Source organism: Leadbettera azotonutricia ZAS-9 (assembly GCF_000214355.1).
GTDB classification, from domain to species: domain Bacteria; phylum Spirochaetota; class Spirochaetia; order Treponematales; family Breznakiellaceae; genus Leadbettera; species Leadbettera azotonutricia.
Map to the genome: position 1 here is coordinate 2,661,608 of NC_015577.1, position 19,447 is coordinate 2,681,054.

Below are 19,447 nucleotides of genomic sequence, written 5' to 3' on the forward strand. Positions count from 1 at the left end.
AATTTCATAACATGATACTTATCTTTTATCCATAGGCACATACTCAATATGCTTTGCCACCGATTTATAGGCAGGGCGGATGATCTTGCCGTTGTTGGCGATTTCTTCGATGCGGTGTGCGCTCCAGCCCGCGATGCGGGCGACGGCGAAGAGGGGCGTGAAAAGCTCTTCCGGCAGGTCGAGCATGCTGTACACAAAGCCGGAATAAAAATCGACGTTGGCGCTCACGCCCTTGTACATCTTGCGCATTTTCCCTATTACCTCAGGGGCAATGATCGCGGTCTTGGCATAGAGATTGTATTCTTTGGCACGGTTTTTTTCATTTGCCAGGCGTTCCACAAAACGCTGGAAGATAAGCGCCCTTGGATCGGAAAGGGAATACACGGCGTGGCCTATGCCATACACCAGCCCCTCTTTGTCAAAGGCTTCCTTGTTGAGCAGCTTTTCGATATAAGAGGCAATCTCGTCATCGTCGTTCCAGTCCCGGACGGTTTTCTGCATGTCCTGGAACATCCGTACCACTTTTACATTTGCCCCTCCGTGCCGGGGGCCCTTGAGGGAACTCAAGGCGGCAGCGACAGCCGAATAAGTATCGGTCCCGGAGGAAGTCACTACATGCATGGCAAAGGTCGAATTATTGCCGCCCCCGTGTTCCGCGTGAAGGGTCAGGGCCAAATCGAGGATCTGCGCCTCCAGGGGGGTATAGCTGCTTTCGGGCCTGAGCATGCCAAGTATGTTTTCGGCAGTGGAAAGCCCCTTCTGGGGGGCGTGGATAAAGAGGCTCTTCTTCTGATGGAAATGGGCATAAGACTGGTAGCCGTACACCGAGAGCAGGGGGAACTGCGCTATGAGCTGCAGGGACTGCCTTATCACATTGGGGATGGAAGTATTGTCCGCGTCGTCATCATAGGAGTACAGGGTAAGGACACTTTTTTCGAGGGAATTCATCATGTCCCGGCTGGGGGCATTCATGATAGTGTCCCGGACAAAGGCTTCGGGAAGGGCGGCATAATTCGCCAGAAGTTCACAGAAGGCACTGTGCTCCCCCTTCGAGGGGAGGTGCCCGAAAAGGATCAGGAACGCTGTTTCCTCAAAGCCAAAACGCTTGTCCGCCAGGAACCCATTCACGATTTTTTCAATATTGATGCCCCGGTAATAGAGCTTGCCCTCGCAGGGCACAAGGTCATCGTCCTCGATTACATAGGCCAGCACTTCGGATATCTCCGTCAGGCCAGCCACCACCCCCCGCCCGGATATGTCCCGGAGGCCCCGTTTCACCTCGTATTTGGCGTAGAGCTCGTTGTTAATCACACTGCACTCGGAGGCGTAATTTGTGTAGGTCTCTATCAGTTTTTCTTCCAATGTCTGGTTTGCCATGTTTCAAGTATAAACACAGTTCCCGAAAAAGCAAATTTATGCAAGGAGCGCCAGCCCCTGCCCTGTATTTGAATAATATTACGAAATCAGGTACTATCTTTCCATAATGAATGGATTAATGCTGCTGATCATTTCCGTAGTGGTGCTGGTTTTGGCGTATCTCCTTTATGGGCGGTTTTTGGCGCGCTCCTGGGGAATCGACCCTTCCAGAAAGACCCCTGCCCAGGAATTTGACGATGGAATGGAATACGTATCCACTTCTCCGGCGGTGGTGTTTGGCCATGAATTTGCCTCCATTGCCGGCGCGGGGCCTATCAACGGGCCCATAATTGCCGCCATGTTCGGCTGGGTTCCGGTATTGCTATGGCTGCTTTTTGGATCGGTTTTTTTTGGAGCGGTCCACGATTTCGCCGCTCTCTACACATCGGTTAAAAACAAGGGAAAGTCCATAGGCTATGTGATCGAGCTCTATGTCGGCAAGACCGGCAAGCGGCTTTTCCTTATCTTTGTCTGGCTTTTTTCAATCCTCATAGCCGCGTCCTTTGCCGATATTGTGGCAGGGACTTTTGCGGGTCTTGATACCCAGGGGGGACAGGCCAGGACCAACGCTTCGGTGGCCAGTACTTCCTGCCTGTTTATCGTGGCGGCCCTGGGATTGGGTTTCTTCATCCGGAAACGGAAGGCGTCGGATCTGGCCAGCGGAATAATCGCGGTGGATCTGCTCATAGGCTGCATCGTCCTGGGAATTTTCTTTCCCCTTTTCCTGCCGAAGTCAATTTGGCTTTATCTGGTTTTTGGGTATATTTTTACCGCCTCCGTGGTTCCCGTGTGGGCTATGGGGCAGCCCCGGAATTACCTCAACTCCTTCCTGCTTGTCGCCATGATCCTGGCCGCTTTTATCGGGGTGGTTTTTACCAACCCTGAAATTTCCATTCCCGCCTTTACCGGTTTCGAGGTCAACGGCAATTATCTCTTTCCTGCCCTCTTTATAACCATAGCCTGCGGGGCGATTTCAGGATTCCATAGCCTGGTCGCCACCGGGGCCGCTTCCAAGCAGATTAATAATGAGAGGTATATGCTTCCCATTTCTTACGGGGCCATGCTGCTGGAAACCCTGGTGGCGGTGCTGGCCTTAATCGCCGTGGGTTCCCTTGCCATCGGGGGCGTGTTTCCCCAGGGAACGCCGCCGGTTATTTTTGCCACTGCGGTTTCCGCTTTTTTGCACCAGCTGGGTCTGCCGATTCAAATTTCATATACCGTAGTATCCCTCGCGGTTTCGTCCTTTGTGCTGACTACCCTGGATACGGTTGCCCGGCTGGGACGGCTTGCCTTTCAGGAACTGTTTTCCCCGGACGGGGATGCCGAGCCCTCAAAAAAAAGAGGCCTCTTGGCCAGGATTGCCACAAGCAAAGCGGCATCATCGCTTTTTACCCTTTTGCCTGCCTATCTTTTGGCCATCATGGGTTATCAGAATATTTGGGCCCTTTTCGGGGCGGCCAATCAGCTCCTGGCTGCTCTGACCCTTATCGCCTGCACCCTCTTCTTTAAAAAAAGCGGACGCCGGTATCTGATGCTGATAGTGCCCACCGCCATCATGCTGGCTGTTACCTACTCTTCCCTTGTCCTGATCATAAAGAACAAACTGGGCTTTTTATTCAGCGGGAATTTCAACGTCGCTGTGGACGGCCTGCAGCTGAGTATTGCCGCCCTGCTTTTGATCCTGGGAATCATGGTGGCATTTTCCTGTACGATAAAATTGCTGAAGAAACCTCCGGCAGCTATGGGAACGGCAGGGCAGTCATGACCACATTTAGGGATAAGGTGTTTTGGTTGTTAACCGGCGGTAAATATTCGCATCTGCGGGACGAAACGGATATGGACGCCGTGATCCGTTTGATCGTCCTTAATATCACCTACACCTTCGCTTCTTTTCTGATTCTGGGCATGGGCGTTTCGGATATGCAGGGGGGCCTTGTCAGCCAGGGCCTGATCCATCTGATCATTGGCTTTATGATTCTCGTGAATCTGATGCTGCTGCGGACCGAGCTTCCCTTTATAGTGGGAGGCCTCATCGTTATAAGCATCTTCGGCGGCTTTTGTGGGGTGTCGATTTTTGCCAAAGATGAAATGGACGGGTTTTCCAGCCTGTGGATATATTCGTACCCCCTCATGTCGATTTTTACCCTGGGGCTGCCGGTGGGCCTTATCCCCGCCGTCATCCTTTTCATCATTACCATCATCGGGACCTTTGTGCCTGGGCTGGCAAAATTCGATTATTCGGTTCCCCAGGCAATTATTATTTCAGGGGTATACTTTTTTGTCATGGGCCTGACCATCGTGTATGAATATGTCCGTTCCATGAAGGACCAGTGGCTGTTCCGCCAGGATGCTGCCCTCCGCCAGGCAAAGGAACAGGCCGAGCAGGCAAACAATGCCAAGTCGAATTTCCTTGCCACCATGTCCCATGAAATCCGTACCCCCATGAACGCCATCATCGGCATGACCGCCATCGCCAGAAAGGCGAATGAAACAGGGCGCAAAGACTACTGCCTCGAAAAGATTGACGAAGCCTCCACCCATCTGCTCGGCGTCATCAACGATATTCTGGACATGTCCAAGATAGAGGTTGATAAATTCGAGCTGTCCTATACGGAGTTTGATTTTAAGCAAATGCTGGACAGGGTTGTCACTATGCTTGAATTCCGGCTTGGCGAAAAACGCCAGAAGCTCGCCCTGAACATGGACCCCGCAATCCCCCGGCGCATCATTTCGGATGAACAGCGGCTTGCCCAGGTGATTACCAACCTGGTGACCAATGCAATCAAGTTTACCCCGGACCAGGGAAACATCGCCATCAGCACCAGAAAAACCAGCGAAGACCCGGGCTGCTGCATTCTGGAAATTACGATTACCGACACAGGGATTGGCATATCGAAGGAACAGCAGGCAAAACTCTTCCAGCCCTTTGTCCAGGTAGACAGCAGCATCTCCCGCAAATTCGGCGGAACCGGGCTGGGCCTTGTAATCTCCAGAAAAATCATAGAGATGATGAACGGCGGCATCCGCATTGAATCCGAGCCCGGCAAAGGCTCTTCCTTTATTTTTACGATCCAGGCGGCAATCCCGGAGGCTTCGGAACAGCCATCCTCCCCGGCCCTTGCCGAGGGCCCGGAAATTCCCGTAGAGCTTCCGGCGGAGCCCTCTGGGGAGATTAGTTTTGCAGGCAAACGCATCCTCCTCGCCGAGGATGTGGAAATCAACCGGGAAATTGTCATAACCATCCTGGAGCCCACGGGGCTCTCCATCGACGAAGCCGAGAACGGCCAGGAAGCATACGACAAGTTCATAGCCAACCCCGAAGCCTACGATCTGATCTTTATGGATATCCACATGCCGGGGGTAGACGGCTATGAATCCACCAGGCTTATCCGCGCCTTCGAAGCCGACCGGACACAGGCAAAGCCGGTACCAATAATTGCCATGACCGCCAATGTGTTCAAGGAAGACGTGGAAAAATGCCTCGCCGCCGGCATGAACGGCCATATCGGAAAGCCCCTGGAATTCGACGAAGTGATGCACATTTTGCGGAGCTATCTGGCTGCTGCCAAGTGAACACAGCCTTTAGGTTTTCTTCACGATAAATTTTTTATTATCTTTTGAGCCAAATATTCCTTTATTTCCCGATGTCTGGGTACGGCTTCGGATATTCCTGTTTTTGGATTTCTATACCAATCATGATTGCTACCATGCCGAATAAAAACCGCCCCATTTTTTATGATGGTTTTCACTAAATCAATCTGTTTCATCAAGCAACTACTAAATTCCCTGTTTTTTGCGGAACTGCACTTTGTATATCCCCAAATTCAAGCAAATCCTTGTAGAGCGATTTAAGCATTATTTCAAGCTCCTCTATGGTCTCTCCCTCTGTCCAGTAATTGGGATATTGATTAATAAAACCAATGTACCCCCCTTCTTCTGCTTCCCAATAGGTATAGGATAATTCCACTTATTCCTCCAAATACAATACCTTTATAATGTACCATACCTTCAAATCTTGGTCAAATTCGGATAGAAATCGGAGAGGAAATACTACAATACAAGAAATTTTTACGATTTTATTTGACTTATTAGAGATAATGGGCTTATTATAGATGCATGCAAAGGATAAATGCCTTTGTAAATCTATTCTGAAGGAGTGGTTATGGACACTATTAGCCACACTGCCGAAATACCTTCCGAGGTATTGAACAAAGTCCAGGCTTGCCTGGACGAAACTACAGCCATGTTAGAGCCTTACATCAAGGTCCTGACGATGCCGGAACGGCGGCTCCTTCCCAAGATGGGGAGCAAGAGCCTCAGTTTTGTAGAAAAGGCGTACCAGTATGCCAAGGGAAACCCCGAAATACGTCCGGGCTTCCTGAACATGGACGCCTTTACAGCGGATTTCTCCAATGCCCACGAGTTATGGAAGTTCTATAACACCGTCAAGCAGCTGGCAGAAAACCTGAACGACACCGAGCTATTTGCCGGAAGCAGGGCCTTCAAGTCGTCGTTAATGCTTTACCACGCAGTACAGGATGCGGTAAAGCAGGATATCCCCGGCGCCAAGGTCATCTACGAAGAGCTGAAAGCCCGCTTCCCCGGCCACAAGCAAAAAGGCGTACCTGCAGAGACAACTGTCTAAAGACCCGCTTTTTTGGGGGATGCTCCTGCATTTTGCAAGGGCATCCCCCTTTTTTATGAAACCCCCGCCCTGTTTTTAAAGGAAGCTGCTCTGTTTTACAGGATATCGGACATATTTTAGAGCAGAACCGCTCTATTTTAACGGAGTCTTGCTGCATTTTATGGGAATGCCACCGCTTTTTTGGGGATGGCTCTTTTATTTTATACCGACGCCCCCATGTTTTAGAGGACAGCCGAGATATTCTAAGAGAAGACCGCTTAATTTGACAGGACAGCCCCTATGCAATATGGGCAGCCCCGTTTTTTTTATAGGATAGCCACCTCTTTATTTAAGAATCAGCGTCTGCTGTCTTTCGGTTTGCCTGGAGAATATTTATAGTGGTATTTCCCCCGCCTTCATGCTATACTTCTTGCCATGAAACCTGTTCTTAATAGATCAAGCGTCCTTAAAGTATTGATTACCCCCCCCCCCCCGTTAATTCCTTATAATATAACAACTTACGTACAGGCAGATTCGCGCGGACATTCTCCGTCCGGGCTTGCGGAAATTCCCCATGGGCCGTAAGGGCCTCGCAAAGACACTACAGTGCCGGGACCGTGTGTTGCACGAAGACGGCGCGTATATACATTGGAGGAATATATGAAAGCCATAAAAATAGTGAGTACCCTGCTGGCGATTTGCGTCGTGGTGTTTATTCTGGCCGCCTGCGGTGACAAGGGTGATCCCACCTCGCCACCCGAAAGCCCTGTTATTCTTGCGGACGCAATACAGGCCGGTATTACCGCGTCTACTGCGGCAGGTACACAGGCAGATCCCTATGTGATCGCCCTGAACGTGAGGGCTGCGGATTTGGCATCAGGCAGCGGCGACAGCTACGATCCCCTGGGCGCATTGTTTGCGACCTTGCCCCCGGATAGCTATGTTAAAATAGACTTGAGCAGATCAAACATTACCGTGCTGGGGGATGCAGGTTGGGATGGTATTGATTTAAGAACCAATACGGACAAGCTGGCAGGAATAGTGTTACCTTCCAGTTTAATAAGTATTGGAGATAATGCATTCTTTGAATGCGTTGGGCTGATATCGGTAACGATCCCGAATAGTGTTACTTCTATCGGTGATTGGGCATTCAGTGACTGCATTGGGCTAGCATCGGTAACGATCCCCAATAGCGTTACTTCCATCGGTGATGGTACGTTCAGTGGCTGTTCCGGGCTGACATCGGTAACCATCCCCAATAGCGTTACTTCCATCGGTGATCGGGCGTTCCAAGACTGCCCCGGGCTGACCGCGATACAGGTGAATGCAAATAATACCAATTACAGTAGTGAGGGGGGCGTTCTTTTTAATAAGATGAAAACGACGCTCGTTAGCTACCCCGCAGGAAAGAGTGACACTGCTTACACTATCCCGAATAGCGTTACTTCCATTAATGATAGTGCATTCAGTGACTGCATTGAGCTAACATCGGTAACGATCCCGGATAGCGTTACTTCCATCGGTGATTATACGTTCAGTGGCTGTTCCGGGCTGACATCGGTAACGATCCCGAATAGCGCTACTTCCATCGGTGCTTTTGCGTTCCAGGTCTGTTCCGGGCTGACATCGGTAACAATCCCCAATAGCATTACTTCCATCGGTAATGCTGCGTTCAATTACTGCTCCGGGCTGACATCAGTAACAATCCCCAATAGCGTTACTTCCATCGGTGATGTTGCGTTCTCTCACTGCTATGGGCTGACCGAGATACAGGTGGATGCAAACAATGCCAGTTACAGCAGTGAAGAGGGCGTTCTTTTTAATAAGATGAAAACGACGCTTGTTGGCTACCCCATAGGAAAGAATGCCGCTGTTTACACGATACCGAATAGCGTTACTTCCATCGGTTATGCTGCATTCGCCTCCTGTCGCTGGCTGACATCGGTAACGATCCCCAATAGTGTTACTTCCATCGGTGCTTTTGCGTTCCAGGTCTGTTCCGGGCTGACATCGGTAACAATCCCCAATAGCGTTGCTTCCATCGGAATTTATGCGTTCGATTACTGCTCCGGGCTGACATCGGTAACAATAAAGCGGTATGCGCCTGCTGAATCTCCGGCATTGACAATAATTAGTTATGGCATTTTCGACTCCTGCCCAGTCCTGGCGCATATCGACGTACCCTCGTCAGAGGCGGAGACCGCATACAAAGCGGCGTTAAATTGGAGCGATTACGCAGACAAGATCTCTGTTAAACCCGAATAGGGGTATCATCCCTCAATTTAACGGTATCAACTGATACCGTTAAATGCTTATTTTCATGAAAAATCCATGCTGATGTTCAAGTGCGGAAATAATAGAGGACTACCCTGAATTGCAGGAAGGCATATCCTCTCTGCCCTTGCCTTCGCTGCCCAACGTGACGCCATGTCCAAACTGTAAAGCCAGCCGTATCCAATCCTCAATAATCTCCGCATTATCCATAGATACAAAGACCTTCCGTGCTATTTTCCGTTCAATGGCCGGGGCCTCTTTTCACCGCCCGAAGGCGCTATGTCTGCTCACCACAATATCTACCGGCATGGATTTCTTTTCGTCAATGGCATAACGTATCTTGATAATCGCATCCATGTCCCGGATTGCCGCATCATCCTTCAAAACCACCATCAAATCCAGGTCTGAATCTTTATGGGCTATTCCATAGGCATAAGAGCAAGCAATCAAGGATATGCCCTGCCATAATTGACGATTCCCCCCCAAGATGCTATCATTCCCTTCTATCGACAAAGATATCGACTAAGAGCCAGGAGTGATTATGGCATTAAAAGAGAAGAAACTGCCCGAAAAGCAGGAAGAATCTATCAAAAACGATTTTGTGCGGCGGTTTAAGGCTAATCCGTTCATTTTTATCGGGACCATTGTGATCCTGATAATCGTCATTGTGGCGTTTGTGCTTGTGCCCGCTATCGTGCCAAGCGCCCAGGGGGGGGCTGGCCTCAACCTGACTTTTGGCTCGTACAACAAGGCGCCTATAAGCTATGTGGAAGGGAATTACTTCTACCAGGTTCAGCAGAACATGGCGCAGCAGTACCAGTCGTCCCTGACCGAAAGCAATTACCAGTTCGTCCTCTACCAGATCTGGCGCCAGGCCTTTGAGTCCGCAGTAGTCCATGCAGGGATTCTGGACGAAATGAAGCAGGCCGGATATGTGGCCCCTGAGGATGTGGTGGACCGGGAGGTGGCGCTGCTTCCGGAGTTCCAGGAAAACGGTCGTTTCTCGGCTGCAAAATACCGCCAGCTTGACAATAACAGGCGGCTTGCCCTTTGGAGGCAGGTGCAGGACAGCGTATCTGTCGGGCACTATGTTCAGGACCTCACGGAGCTCAAGGTTTCTTCCCAGGAATCTTCTTTTGTGAGCGACCTGGCTTCCCCCCAAAGGAAATTCGACCTGGTAGCCTTCCCTGTCAGCGCTTACCCGGATTCGGAAGTGGTTTCTTATGCCCAGGCCAACCCCCAGCTCTTCAAGGTTACCCACCTTTCCCGGATCACCATTAATTCCAGCGAGAGGGACGCGCGGCAGATCCTCGGCTCCATTCAGGACGGGACTACCACTTTTGAAGACGCTGCCAAAGCTAATTCCCAGGATAGCTTCACCGAGAACGGCGGGGACATGGGCATCATCATGGCATACGAGCTGGCTTCGACCATCAGCGACGAGACTATACGCCAGGGGATCGTAAACCTTTCCAGGGGAAGCTTCAGCGATGTGCTTGCCATAGGCGAAAAAAGCTGGGCTTTCTTCAGGGCCGAGGAAGAGCCCCATAACGCCGACACCAGCGACACTTCGGTGGTGGACAAAATCCGCAGTTATGTGATGTCCTTTGAACGGGGCAAGGCGGAAGACTACACCCTGGCGGAGGCTGAGAAATTCACTGCCGACGCAAGGGAGGCCGGTTTTGATTCCGCCATTGGCAACCGCGCCATAGAGAAGAAAAGCTTTGGCCCAATCCCGGTCAACTACGGCGATACCTCGCTTTTCCCCTCTGTGTCGAGTTCCGGGGTTACGGAATTGGGGAACGCAAGCACCAACGAGAATTTCTGGCAGGCTGCATTTGGGACTTCCATAAATAGCCCTTCTTCACCCTTTGTCCTGGGGGACAATGTAATCGTCCTCTATCCAACCGAAGAGACTGTCTCCGATCCTGAATTCAACAATTACATTGGCCTTTACTATTCCTACTGGCTCAACGATTCAGTGCAGCAGGGTGTCAGCTCTTACTTCCTCAGCAACGGCAAACTGGACGACAGGTTCTGGGATGTCTTCCAGCACATCTGGAACACCAATTAGCGCTTCCCCTGAATTGCCCCGGGAGCTTCCTGCCCGCCGGGGCTTTTCAGTCACTTACCTTGGGAAGGCGCTCCTATCCCGCATCGATCCTATAGCCCAGGCTGAACGCCTTGTTTCGGCGCTTCCCGTAAAAGACCGCACCCTTTACCTCTGCCCCTCCCCTCTTTACGGGTACGGCCTTGATCTGCTCCTCGGCAAGCTTGGAAACAATTCTGTCGTGCTCTGCATCGAGGCTGACGAACAGCTCTATGATTTGTCAGTCAGGAATATGGGGGCCCTTTTGGGCAGGGCCAAGAGCAGCATTGCCCTGGTTAAGGCCGGCAGCGGGGCAGGCCCCGAGCTTTGCAGGTATGTACGCAGCAAATGGGGCGAACGGCGTTTCCGCCGCGTAGAAATGCTGCGCCTCTCTATGGGCTGGCAGCTTTTCCCGGAGGCTTACAGCGGCATTGCCGAGGATCTGCGCAGCGACATGGCAACCGGCTGGGGTAATGCCATGACCCTCATAAAACTTGGCCGCCTCTACGCGCGGAATGCGGTAAGGAACCTGCGCCTGCTCCCCAGGCTGCATGATATTTCCAGCCTCGACTATGGCGGTTCCCCTGTGCTGGTTTTAGGCGCAGGACCTTCCCTGGACAAAGTTTTGGACGGGGTGATTTCTTTTTTTGGGGATAAAGCCCTTCAGCCTGAATCAAGGCCCTTCAGGATAATCTGCGCCGACACCTGCATACCTTGCCTCAAAGACCGTTCCATCATGCCCGACCTTGTGGCGATCCTTGAAAGCCAGCACTGGAATTTGAGGGATTTTTCCGGCGTCTCGGGGTGGGGCGCCTCTGCGGCTTTGGATCTTTCAAGCCTCCCCGCTTCCGCAAGGGTACTGGCGGGCAAAGCCTATATCTTCATGACCCCCTGGACTGGCCTGCGCCTCTTTAACCGCCTTGCGGAAAAATCCCTGCTCCCCACAAGCATGAGCCCCATGGGTTCGGTGGGCCTCACCGCCGTTGAATTGGCAAGGCTGCTCTCCGGGGGTCCCATCATAACCGGGGGCATCGACTTTTCCTTTACCATGGACAGCTACCATGCCCGCTCCTCCCCCGGACACCTATACAAGCTTGCTTCGCTAAACCGTTTCGCTTCACCCCTCAATGCAGCGGCGGCGTTCAGGCAGGGCTGCTTTCCGGTTCAATCCAAAAGCGGAATCCCTGTGCGGAGCGATCCTGCCATGCGGAACTACCGGGAACTGTTCGAACAGGAGTTTTCAAAGGATTCAGGCATTTTCGACATTGAAGGGCCGGGGCTTGCGCTGGGGGTAAGGACATTGACCCTTGACAAGGCCGTCAGGGTATTGGCACAGGGAACATATGTCCCTTGCAATGATTCGCCAGCGCCTATGCCAAAAGCGAATCTTAACGCCTTCATTGAACAGGAAAAAAACCTGCTTCTGAGGCTGCGGGATTATCTTACAGGGACGGAATCCGGGGAGGACAGTTTTGACGGGCTTCTGGATGAATGCGATTACCTGTGGGCCCATTTCCCCGAATGCGCGGGCACAGGGGGCAGGCGGCCGCCTTCGTCGGATTTGTCATTCCTGAAACGGGTGCGGGCCGAGATCGATCCTTTCATCAAACTATGGGATATGACTTTACGAGAAATTGAAAACATCTGATAATAAGGCAGGAGCAATCATGAAGAGATCAGAAATCAATCATTATATCAAAGATGCAAAGGAGTTCATCAGGAAGAACGGATTCCATCTTCCGCCCTTTGCATTCTGGAGCCCCGATGAATGGAAGGGCAAGGGCTCTGAGTACGACGAGATTCAGAACAACCAGCTGGGCTGGGATCTGACCGACTTTGGCAGCGGGGATTATGAAAAGATCGGCCTCTTCCTTTTTACCATACGGAACGGCAACTATCACGACCCGGCAAACAAAAAGACCTATGCGGAAAAGCTCATGATAGGTCTCCCGAGCCAGGTGACGCCCTACCATTATCACAAGGCCAAGATGGAAGACATCATCAACCGGGGGGGCGAGGGCCAGCTCTGCATCAGGGTTTACGGCTCTATCGGCCCCCGGGAACTGGACGAAAAATCCCCTGTCCCTGTGGCAGTGGACGGCAGGAATTTCACCGTACCCGCAGGCACGGTAATACGGCTTTCCCAGGGCGAAAGCATCAGCCTCTCCAGGGGGGTGTTCCACGAATTCTGGGCGGACAAATCCACCCTGCTTTTAGGCGAGGTCTCCATGGTCAACGATGATCATACGGATAACTACTTCTTGAAGGATCAGGGGCGTTTCCCCGAGATCATCGAGGACGAAAAGCCGCTGCACCTGCTGGTGGGGGACTACGAGAAATACAGGGGATAGTTATTCGTCCTTGGATTTCAGCACTGCCAGGAACGCGCTTTGCGGCAGCTCGACATCCCCTACCATCTTCATGCGCTTCTTGCCTTCTTTTTGTTTTTCCAGGAGCTTGCGCTTGCGGCTGATGTCGCCGCCGTAGCATTTGGCCAAGACGTCCTTGCGCAGGGCATTCACGGTTTCGCGGGCTATGACCTGGCTGCCTATGGCGCCCTGTATGGGGATCTTGAACTGCTGGCGGGGGATTTCTTCCTGGAGCCGTTCGCAGACCATGCGGGCCCTTGCCTGGGCATTGTCCCTGAACACGAGCTGGGACAGGGCGTCCACAGCCTTGCCGTTGAGGAGTATGTCGAGCTTTACCAGATCCGTTTTCTTGTATTCAGTGATGTCATAATCGAAAGAGGCATAGCCCCGGCTTATGCTTTTTAGGCGATCGTAAAAATCGAAGAGCACTTCCGCAAGGGGCATATTATAGACGAGTTCCACGCGCTTCTCGTCCAGGTAGGTCATGTTTGTCTGCACTCCCCGCTTCTCATTGCACAAGGTCATGATGTTCCCGACAAAGGTTGTGGGGGTAATGATGGATGCGCGAATGTAGGGTTCATCGGCGCTTTCGACACGGCCATCGCCGGGGTAATCGGCAGGATTGTCCACCATGATTTCTTCGGCTGTTGGCCCGTTCCTCACGTACACCTTGTATTTAACCGAAGGGGCGGTGAAGATCACGCTCTGATCGAATTCCCTTTCGAGCCGTTCCTGTATCACTTCCAGGTGGAGAAGGCCCAAAAAGCCGCAGCGGAAGCCGAAGCCCAGGGCGGCGGAAGAATCTTTTTCGTACACCAGGGAGGCATCGTTGAGCTTGAGCTTTTCGATGCTGGTTTTGAGTTCTTCATAATCGTTTGAATCCACAGGGTATATGGACGAGAACACCACGGGCTTGATTTCGCGGAAACCCGGAAGGGCTTTTTCGCAGGGATTTTCCGCGCCTGTTACCGTGTCGCCTACCCTGACATCGCTCACAGTCCTGACCCCGGCGATAAAGTAGCCTACATCGCCGGCTTTCAGCTCTTCAGTCTCGACGAGCGCAAGCTTGAAGACGCCGACAGTCTCAACATCGTACTCGGTGCCGTTGTACATAAAGCGTATCTTCATCCCCTTTTTAAGGGTTCCGTCAAAAAGGCGCACATGCACAACCACGCCCCTGTAGGGGTCGTAATGGCAGTCGAAGATAAGTGCCCGCAGGGGGGCATCCACTTTTCCCGCAGGCGGGGGGAAGCGTTTCACGATGGCCTCGAAAAGCTCGTCCACCCCCTGCCCGGTGCGGGCGGAGACCAGGAGGGCCTCCGAAGAATCAAGCCCTAAGTCTTTGTCGATCTGCTTCCTGGCCATGTTGATGTCCGCGGCCTGCATGTCTATCTTGTTGATCACTGGGACGATTTCGAGATTGTGCTCCAGGGCAAGGTACATGTTGGAGAGGGTCTGGGCCTGCACGCCTTGGGTTGCGTCCACCAGGAGCAGTGCCCCTTCGCAGGAATTGATTGCCCTGGACACCTCGTAGGTAAAGTCCACATGCCCCGGAGTATCTACCAGGTTGAGTTCGTATTCATGGCCGTCTGCCGCTGTATAGGGGATAGTGACTGCCTGGCTCTTGATGGTGATGCCCCGTTCCCGCTCTATGTCCATGTTGTCCAGGATCTGATCCTGAAAATCGCGGTCTTCTACAAGATGGCCTTTTTGGATGAGCCGGTCGGCAAGGGTGGACTTTCCGTGATCGATGTGGGCAATGATGCAGAAATTGCGTATGTATTGTATCTCGGCCATGCTTAAAAGGCGCCCTCTTCAAGCCTGATTTCTCCTACAGGCTCGACATTGATGTCCGGGGGAATTTCGATATAGGACAGAACCGCCAGGTTGGGGAATTTTTTCCGGGTAATTTCCTTGAGCCAGCTCCGGGCCATGGGGGAGCAGAGTATAATGGGCGGAAGGCCCTTGTCTTCCATGCCTTTAATCGCAGGGGAAAAAATATCGAGCCAGTCATCGCTTGCGGGGGTTTCGTTTTCTTTGGGCAGAAGCCTGTCGGCAAAACTCTGTTCCAGGTTCGTTTCCAGGGTAAGGACCCTGAGCACCTGCCCATCCCCTGCATAGTCAAGGCAAATCTGCCGTTTTAACGACTGGCGTATCTGCTCGATGATCACATCGTTGGGGGCAGGGCCAAAACTGCCCCAGTCGGCCAGGGTTTCGAGTATGGCCGGCATGTGGCGTATGGAAACCTGCTCGCTTAAGAGACCCCTCAATATGTCCCGGATGCTCCCAAGGCTTAGAAGGTTTTTCACTTCCCCCGTAACCACAGGGTACTTGGCTTCGGCTGTGTCCAGGATTTGCTGGACTTCGTCGCGGCCCAAAAAGTCGGGCGCCCGCTTCAGGGCGATTTCGTCCACATGGCGGACAATTGCGGCTGCGACGATTCTTGCGGCTCCGTGGATTAGCTCGGCATTAAAGCCCAGGCCATCGGAACCATACCAGTCCAGGTCGAGCTGCCTTCTCCCTGCTTCAAGTCCCTTGAGCAGTATGCGGTATTCGCCCCGATTTAGGCGGGGGTTCCTGGAGACCCGGATGCGGGGAACCACAAAACCCATAAGGCGGCAAAGCCGTTTCCTGATTTTATTTAAAGGCGCTGCCAGGGAATCTGCCATAGCATCAGCGTCCCCCTGGGGAAAGCCTTCAATCCCCAGAAAATCCCAGAGGGTTTGGCCCATTTCTATAGTCAGAAGCCGGGGCCTCTTTATTGGCTTAATCCTTCTGTTCCTGACCGACAGGGGAACCTTCTTCAACTTCAACCTTGAAAAGGCGGCCATGATTTCACGATAGCAAAGCTCCGGGACAGGCTGGCCAAGTTTGCCGTAGCTAAAGAGGTTGCGGGCAAGCATGACATTATCGATGATGGGCAAGCCCGTCTTTTTTGCAAAGCCCGAGATTGCTTCCGCCATGGGGCCCTGCTCCATGACAATGATAAGGGGGGCGAACATAAAATCGTCATCATAGCGCAGCCCGGTGATATAGCCTTCGGAGCTTGCCACAAAGGCGTCGCACGCGCTTATATAAGGTTCAAGGGCCTTCAGAGTTTCTTGTGTGCTGTCCAGTTCGTCACCCATAGAACCTCCAGTCTACAATGTATCAGGTGAATCCAGCAAGGCGGGGAGCTGCATGCTGGTTTCCATGTAGCCCAGCCGGCGTTTTTTTACATTGATTTCCATAAGGGCATACCCTTCATTTTCCAGTATCCTGAACCCCCTGATGGAAACAGGATCGTTCTCCGAAAGCCCCGCTTCGTCAGCCACCGAGCCCCGGACTACCCTCTTAATCTGGTAAGACGCAAAGGTTGAACCGTTTGCAGCGGTAGTCAGGATAAGGCCGAAAAGGGGGGCGGCTATGCGCTCTTTGCTGTCCTTTTTGGCGGCCTCTGCCAGGGGGATTTCGGGCCTGGCCGTCACCTGGATGAGCATCGGCTTCACGTTCCCTTCCGAATCGGCAATCTCCATGGTCACCAATTCCCCGGGCCTCAGGGGGAAAAGCAGATCCTGCAGGGTTGGTATCAAGGTACCCTGGGGGGCGCTTGCGGCAATGCCGTTGATGGATTTAATGACGGAACCTTCTTTGATCTGCTGATCCGAAGCAGGGGTTGAAGGGGCTACATAGATAATTTCGGCGCCGGCGGTGTTTTCGCTCACCGAAAGCCCCAGCCAGGGGCGCTCGGCCTTGCCCCCTGCAATCATGGCCGGCAGGGCTGCTGCCAGCCTTTCCGCAGGGACCGCGAAATTAAGGCCTGGGTACTGTTCTATGCCGGCAAAAACTATGCCCACAAGGCGACCAGTCATGTCGATTACAGGCCCTCCCGAATTCCCGTGGTTCACTGCGGCGTCAATCTGGATCACATCCCCAATTTGCAGGTAACGGCGGCCAAGAGCCGAAACTATGCCCTGGGTTACAGTTTTTTCAAGGCCCCCAGGGGAACCTATAGCATAGATTGTATCCCCCACGTTGGGGATGACCCTGTCCACCACCGAATAGATGTACTCGGGTGTAAATTCGGCCTTTATCAGGGCAAGATCCATGGCCTTGTCCCAGCCTACCACTTTGGCCGGAATGCGGGCGCTGGCTGAATCCCCCATACGTATGAACATACGGGAATAGCCCTCGTATTTGGGATCCACTTCGCTGGCTATTACATGGTAATTGGTGATAAGGAAGCCCGAGGCATCCACAAAAAAGGCCGATCCCAGCACCCGGTCAGGCACGCCCCTGCCCCGGGTTATACGGTAGCCTCGATCAACCCAGACTGTTGCCACTCCCTTGATCATATCCTGGGGAAGATCGCGGCCTTCTGCATAGGCACGGAGTTCGGAGGGGACAGTATCATTGGCATTAATGATGCTTAAAAAGAAAGCCGCTGTGCGGCGCTGCCTGGCAGCCACTGCTTTTTCGAGGAAGAGGAGGATATCCTCGTATTCCAGGGGCTTAAGTTCATGGGACCTCACGGCAGCCAAAAAGGCGGGAAGCATGTTCCCCTCTTCAAGCTGCTGTTTGGCATATTCCAGGACCAGGTCGGGCTCGTCTCCCGTGTTTTCCACGGAGATGCCCAGGCTCGAAAGAGATCGCGCCAGGGAGGCAGCATCGGCCCATCGTTTTTCCTGGATTGCCTTGATCTGGGAAGCTTTAAGGTTCCCGGAAGCTTCTTCCCTAAGGCTGGCCAGCCTCTCCTGAATTTCCGGATCTTCCCCCTCGGGGTTTACGCTTCCCGGGCCGTAGATTGATTTATATACTTCGAGAAGATGTATTGCCCTGGCAGGATCGCTGGAAGCGAATTTAGCCATATCGTCCAGCCTGAAGGCGCTTACCGATTTAGGCTGGACAAGGCGGCGTTCAGCCTGGGCCTGGGTAGTACAGGAAAGCAGGATAGCGCACAGGGCCAATATAAAAGCGGGAGCCCATTTTAAATTCTTAAAAGCCATTTCGTTTCCTTATCAACCGATTGGTTCATGGGTCTCATAGACCCCATCGCCATCCCAATCGCTGTCGGCATAATCAATCTCGCGGCTATAGTCCAGGAGGATGAGAGGATCGTTCAAATCCGAAGGATCCGGCGAACCCGGAAGGGTCGTGGCCGGCACAGGGCTTCGGCGAAAATGCCGAACCGTTTCGAGCCTGCCATCCAAATCAAGATCTACCCTTTGGGCCAGGGGCCTGCCCCGGAGAAAATCGGTCTCCGAGACCATGAGCCCGTCCAGATACTCCCTCGCCCTGATGGGTATGCTCCGGCTAAGCTCCACAACTTCCATTCCGCCGGAGAATTCCTGGCTCGGTCTTTCCACCTTGAGGGCAAAAGAAACCAGGGTACGCCTTGTAAGGCGGGCTGTCGGATCAGAGACCGGGAAGAGCAGATCGCTCCCCGTTATCTCCGTGAATTTCACAGGCGAAAAATAAAAGTCCAAGGGCCTGGGTATGTAACGCTCGTCCCCCAACCGGGCTTCCAGCACAGAAGGATATTCTTCCCATTGCACGGTTATCATGCGCCTGTCGTCATCGCTCACCGGCAATTGGGCGCTTCTGGGATCACCGGCCTCAAATTCAAGGCTCAGCTCGGGAAGGCCGTCCTGGTCCGCGTCATAGGAATACGCAACAAGCTGGCCTCTGCGGTAAAGGGCCGAAGCTTCGGCAATGCTGTCGCCATCAGCGTCTTCTGTTATAACACCTGACCACTCTAAAAGGTTTCTCCTAAAAAGCCTCCGCCTGATTTCGTCCCGCAAAAGGCGGTAAATATCTTCAAGCAGGGCCTTGTCGATGGTTTTATGGCCCGAATCCCGGTATTGAAAGAGTTCTTCCAGGGCTGTTTCCTCGTCGATGACCCCCATGTTGAGGCTCACAGGGAGGGAGGCGGGAACCGGGACATTCACCGCCCTATACGCCTGCACCTTGCGCCTGGCATCTTCAATATCCCGCAAGAAAGGGGCGGCCATCCAGGCCAGCTCGGGATCAAGGGGGATGAGCACTGGAAGCCGCCTCACTATTAATTCCAAAAGTTCCTGGTCCCCCGCGAAGCTATCCCTACCTCCGCTCTGCTGCCCCGCAGCGTTTTTCGCCTGAAGGTAAGAGAAGAAAATACGCGCAGGCCCTGATTCCCTTGGATACCTGTCCAGCGCGGATGCCACGGAACGGTGGAATTCTTCTATGCTGGGCAAAAAACGGAGGGAAAGAAGCCTTAACCGGGCTTTCTCATAGCTATCGGGCAGTGCATCGAGTATGTTCAGGGCTTCGCCATAACGCCTCAAAGCGATGAAATTTTCGGCCGCCATGAGCCGCACGTCATCGGGGGAATACCTTTGCCGGCCCTTGGCTTTTAAAGCCTTGCCAAGGGCTTCCAGCACTGCCCCCCGGCTCTGGTTGAAATGGGATCGGGCTTTTGCAAGCAGATAGCAGAGATCCAAAGAAACATCGCTGTAATCGGCTGCCCGCTCAAGAACCGCCAGGGCTTCTGCCCAGCGGCCTTCTGCTATGGCCTTTTCAGCCCAGCCGGCATATTTTTCAGCCTGGGCAGGATCTCCCAACAAATCAACAGAAGGAATCTCGTCAAAACTCTGAGGGAAAAGACCAAAGGCAAAAAGAGAAAAGATCAACACTGCCAGCAAATGCCGGGGATACATC

General features: G+C 52.8%; 15 protein-coding genes. 7 read left to right on the plus strand and 8 right to left on the minus strand.

Translation table 11 applies throughout. From position 1 onward, the window contains the following. Positions 1–18: 18 nt before the first annotated feature. Positions 19–1,377: a citrate/2-methylcitrate synthase gene (locus TREAZ_RS11600; RefSeq protein WP_015712054.1), complete on the minus strand. Its 1,359-nt coding sequence runs from the start codon at positions 1,375–1,377 to the stop codon at positions 19–21. Positions 1,378–1,483: 106 nt separating this feature from the next. Here TREAZ_RS11600 and TREAZ_RS11605 point away from each other — a divergent pair, with 106 nt between their 5' ends. Further along, the gene (locus tag TREAZ_RS11605; RefSeq protein WP_015712055.1) at positions 1,484–3,181 is read left to right on the plus strand and encodes a carbon starvation CstA family protein; all 1,698 of its coding nucleotides are present in this window, start codon (positions 1,484–1,486) and stop codon (positions 3,179–3,181) included. Further along, the gene (locus tag TREAZ_RS11610; protein WP_043923073.1) at positions 3,178–4,989 is read left to right on the plus strand and encodes an ATP-binding protein; all 1,812 of its coding nucleotides are present in this window, start codon (positions 3,178–3,180) and stop codon (positions 4,987–4,989) included. The genes TREAZ_RS11605 and TREAZ_RS11610 overlap by 4 nt, the downstream gene beginning before the upstream one ends. Before the next feature lie 20 nt (positions 4,990–5,009). On the opposite strand, the gene TREAZ_RS17885 is transcribed toward TREAZ_RS11610, so the two are convergent. Both TREAZ_RS17885 and TREAZ_RS11615 read right to left on the minus strand, forming a co-directional pair. Beyond that, positions 5,010–5,183, minus strand: a complete 174-nt coding sequence (locus TREAZ_RS17885) for a type II toxin-antitoxin system HicA family toxin (protein ID WP_083820294.1) — start codon at positions 5,181–5,183, stop codon at positions 5,010–5,012. Continuing rightward, complete coding sequence (locus TREAZ_RS11615) at positions 5,183–5,383, minus strand: type II toxin-antitoxin system HicB family antitoxin (protein WP_015712058.1); 201 nt, start codon at positions 5,381–5,383, stop codon at positions 5,183–5,185. The genes TREAZ_RS17885 and TREAZ_RS11615 overlap by 1 nt, the downstream gene beginning before the upstream one ends. A 195-nt stretch (positions 5,384–5,578) precedes the next feature. Here TREAZ_RS11615 and TREAZ_RS11620 point away from each other — a divergent pair, with 195 nt between their 5' ends. Together TREAZ_RS11620 and TREAZ_RS11625 are read left to right on the plus strand one after the other, a co-directional pair. After that, positions 5,579–6,061 carry a hypothetical protein gene (locus TREAZ_RS11620; RefSeq protein WP_015712059.1) on the plus strand — a complete coding sequence of 161 codons (483 nt, stop codon included), beginning with the start codon at positions 5,579–5,581 and terminating at the stop codon, positions 6,059–6,061. Between the two features lie 627 nt (positions 6,062–6,688). Further along, on the plus strand, positions 6,689–8,305 hold the full coding sequence (locus TREAZ_RS11625; protein WP_201764768.1) for a leucine-rich repeat domain-containing protein: 1,617 nt from the start codon (positions 6,689–6,691) through the stop codon (positions 8,303–8,305). 270 nt (positions 8,306–8,575) lie between these two features. Here TREAZ_RS11625 and TREAZ_RS11630 read toward each other — a convergent pair whose 3' ends face one another. Further along, positions 8,576–8,827, minus strand: coding sequence for a nucleotidyltransferase domain-containing protein (locus TREAZ_RS11630; protein WP_342632980.1), 252 nt, complete (start codon positions 8,825–8,827; stop codon positions 8,576–8,578). Between the two features lie 28 nt (positions 8,828–8,855). On the opposite strand from TREAZ_RS11630, the gene TREAZ_RS11635 reads away from it, so the two are divergent. The 3 genes from TREAZ_RS11635 to TREAZ_RS11645 are packed head-to-tail and all read left to right on the plus strand — an operon-like array spanning position 8,856 to position 12,754. Then, positions 8,856–10,388 (plus strand): peptidylprolyl isomerase, encoded by a 1,533-nt coding sequence (locus tag TREAZ_RS11635; RefSeq protein ID WP_015712063.1) that lies wholly within the window; start codon positions 8,856–8,858, stop codon positions 10,386–10,388. Further along, complete coding sequence (locus tag TREAZ_RS11640) at positions 10,357–12,051, plus strand: 6-hydroxymethylpterin diphosphokinase MptE-like protein (RefSeq protein ID WP_043923074.1); 1,695 nt, start codon at positions 10,357–10,359, stop codon at positions 12,049–12,051. The genes TREAZ_RS11635 and TREAZ_RS11640 overlap by 32 nt, the downstream gene beginning before the upstream one ends. Positions 12,052–12,070: 19 nt before the next feature. Beyond that, a complete protein-coding gene (locus TREAZ_RS11645; RefSeq protein ID WP_015712065.1) occupies positions 12,071–12,754 on the plus strand; it encodes a D-lyxose/D-mannose family sugar isomerase in 684 nt (227 codons plus the stop codon). Here TREAZ_RS11645 and lepA read toward each other — a convergent pair whose 3' ends face one another. Genes lepA through TREAZ_RS11665 form a run of 4 tightly spaced genes read right to left on the minus strand, consistent with a single transcriptional unit; the run spans position 12,755 to position 19,446 of the window. Further along, a complete protein-coding gene (gene lepA, locus TREAZ_RS11650; RefSeq protein WP_015712066.1) occupies positions 12,755–14,569 on the minus strand; it encodes a translation elongation factor 4 in 1,815 nt (604 codons plus the stop codon). Positions 14,570–14,571: 2 nt separating this feature from the next. Continuing rightward, positions 14,572–15,900 carry an FHIPEP family type III secretion protein gene (locus TREAZ_RS11655; protein ID WP_015712067.1) on the minus strand — a complete coding sequence of 443 codons (1,329 nt, stop codon included), beginning with the start codon at positions 15,898–15,900 and terminating at the stop codon, positions 14,572–14,574. Positions 15,901–15,912: 12 nt separating this feature from the next. Further along, positions 15,913–17,757, minus strand: coding sequence for a S1C family serine protease (locus tag TREAZ_RS11660; RefSeq protein WP_015712068.1), 1,845 nt, complete (start codon positions 17,755–17,757; stop codon positions 15,913–15,915). Between the two features lie 12 nt (positions 17,758–17,769). Beyond that, positions 17,770–19,446, minus strand: a complete 1,677-nt coding sequence (locus TREAZ_RS11665) for a hypothetical protein (protein WP_015712069.1) — start codon at positions 19,444–19,446, stop codon at positions 17,770–17,772. Position 19,447 lies beyond the last annotated feature (1 nt).